The 2,474-nt window shown below is 37.4% G+C and carries 1 protein-coding gene; it reads right to left on the bottom strand.

All coding sequences use genetic code 11. The annotated features are described in order from the left end of the window. Positions 1 to 758: 758 nt before the first annotated feature. Positions 759 to 2,156, bottom strand: coding sequence for a tRNA uridine-5-carboxymethylaminomethyl(34) synthesis GTPase MnmE (mnmE, locus tag NSB03_RS20320; protein WP_024988873.1), 1,398 nt, complete (start codon positions 2,154 to 2,156; stop codon positions 759 to 761). Between the last annotated feature and the right edge of the window lie 318 nt (positions 2,157 to 2,474).

Genomic DNA, 2,474 nt, shown 5'->3' with positions numbered 1-2,474 from the left:
GCCCTGGCTTGGGAAAGTCGGGGCTTTGTTTATACAAAAAAGAGGATGCATCGTTTCGACACACCCTCTTTTTTATTTGATAGTATTATCTTAAGATTGGTGATATATGTTTATAAAAACATCTAAGCCATATCTTATTAGAGTTTATATCTAATAGTTGATTAAAGCTATCTTTGGAATATCTTTGAAGTATAAAAAGCTTGTTGCAATATTCTTCACACCCATAGACCGGTGCTTGCAGCACCGGATTAACTCCGGATTAACTCCAGTTGAGTTTGAAACTTTAATGATTACATTTAAAGGACATTTACTGAATGTCTCTTTTTAAACTTGGAACCGTAGATCTGACTTATGTAAAAGTAAAAATAAATATTTCAATAGAATATTATTTGTTTCTATAATAGAATATCATCTGTTGTAATTTCTGACCCGAATATTTTTAATGTATATATTTGTTTATCAGCGTTATAAAATTTGAATATATTCGAGGCTGAGAAATAAAAAAAATATTATTCAGACATCAAATATTTATGATCTTGACGGATTTTATAGAGAAAATCTCAAAAACACATCGGGGGACATAATTTTGTCCCCCGATGCCACTATAGAGGACAAACTGGGGACAAAAATGAGGAAAACATATGCTAAAAAGAGAAAATATGGTTCTCAAAACAGCTTATTTTCCATCTATATAAGTCATTTTCTATCAGAAAATTATAGGTTTTAACTGTGTAACTACCTGATAATCAGATAGTTAGCTATTTGCCGATGCAAAAATGCTGAAAGATATTCTGAAGCACCATATCATTCGTAACTTCCCCAGCAATATCCGAAATAAAGAAGATACACTCACGTATGTCCTGTGAAAGAAAATCACCGGAAATATGCATATCAAGCCCATTTTGTACTCTATGAATAGCATCCGAAGCCTTGCTTAAAGCTTCGTAATGCCTTACATTCGTTACGATTATATCATTCTGGGTTACCGTGGGTAAATGTGCAGCACTAATAAGCATTTTTTGTAACTCACTCGTATTCTTTCTCTGCTTTGCTGAAATAAAAATATGCTCTGTAGACTCTTTTGGGAAATCCTTCAATAAAGCGGATAAATCTTCTTTTTGATTTTCTTCAATTAAATCAGCCTTGTTGAACACAATGATTAAATGTTTTCCTTCGCAACGTGGAACTATCTTTTCTGACAACAGCTCAATCTGAGATACAGCATTCACTGAGTCCACCATCCAAAGAACGATTTCCGCTTGTTCCAGCTTTTGGAATGTGCGCTCAATACCCAAACTTTCAATCGTGTCGTTCGTTTCCCGGATTCCGGCGGTATCAATGAATCGGAAAGTAATTCCATCGATATTAATCGTATCTTCAATCACATCACGAGTTGTTCCGTGAATATCGCTGACGATTGCTTTCTCTTCATTCAATAAAACATTTAATAAGGTCGATTTTCCTGCATTCGTTTCACCGATGATGGCTACGGGGACACCGTTTTTGATAGCATTACCTACACTGAACGAATGAACCAAACGGGAGATAACCAGTTCTATCTCATCAGCTAATTTTCGCAATGCCGAGCGGTCGGCAAATTCAACATCCTCCTCGCTGAAATCCAGTTCCAGTTCAATCATAGAGGTGAAGTTCAGTAGCTTGTTTCGCAAGTCGGTCAGTTCCTTGCTGAAGCCACCTCGCATTTGGCTCATAGCCAGTCGGTGAGTGGCGGCGGATGAAGACGCAATCAGGTCTGCTACAGCTTCTGCCTGACTTAAATCCATCTTGCCATTGAGGAATGCACGCTGCGTGTATTCTCCCGGTTGAGCCATGCGGCAGCCATTCTTGATAAGCAGTTGCATCACTTGCTGGAGAATATAAGAAGAACCATGACAAGTGATTTCTGTACTATCTTCTCCCGTATATGAATGAGGAGCACGGAAAAGGCTGACAAGTACTTCGTCGATAATCTCCTCTCCGTCGTAGATGCGGCCGAAAGTCAAAGTATATGGTTTCTGCTCACAGAGCCGTTTCTCGGCTTTTGCCGGTTTGAAGATGAGGTTGGTGATGGAAATAGCTTCCGGACCGGAAACACGGATGCTTCCGATAGCACCGCCCTGAGCGGTAGCAATAGCACAGATAGTATCTTGGTTCATTGTATTTCTTTTTGGATGGTGCAAAGATAGTTGTTTCTGAGTAAAAAATAGAATGAAAGGAAGGATAGAATCTTATATTGGTTGATTAAATGTCCAAAAGGAAAACAACATTCCGACTGTTGTTGTGTTATTGAAGCAATAATAACACCCTAAAAAATGTTGGAATATGAAGAGAGTTTAGTAGATGACAAAATTTAAATTTGTGCTGTTAAACATCTAATTTTTAAGTGATTAAATTTGTGAAAGTCCCTGAAATTTAGTAATTTAAAGGAAAAGTTTGGTCGCTTTTTCTCATGAAAACTACTAATTTCAAGGACT

It is taken from the genome of Bacteroides acidifaciens, assembly GCF_024623065.1.
In the GTDB taxonomy this organism is placed as follows: Bacteria; Bacteroidota; Bacteroidia; order Bacteroidales; family Bacteroidaceae; genus Bacteroides; species Bacteroides acidifaciens.
Note: the sequence above shows the minus strand (reverse complement) of the source record. Positions and strands in the feature narration are given on the sequence as shown.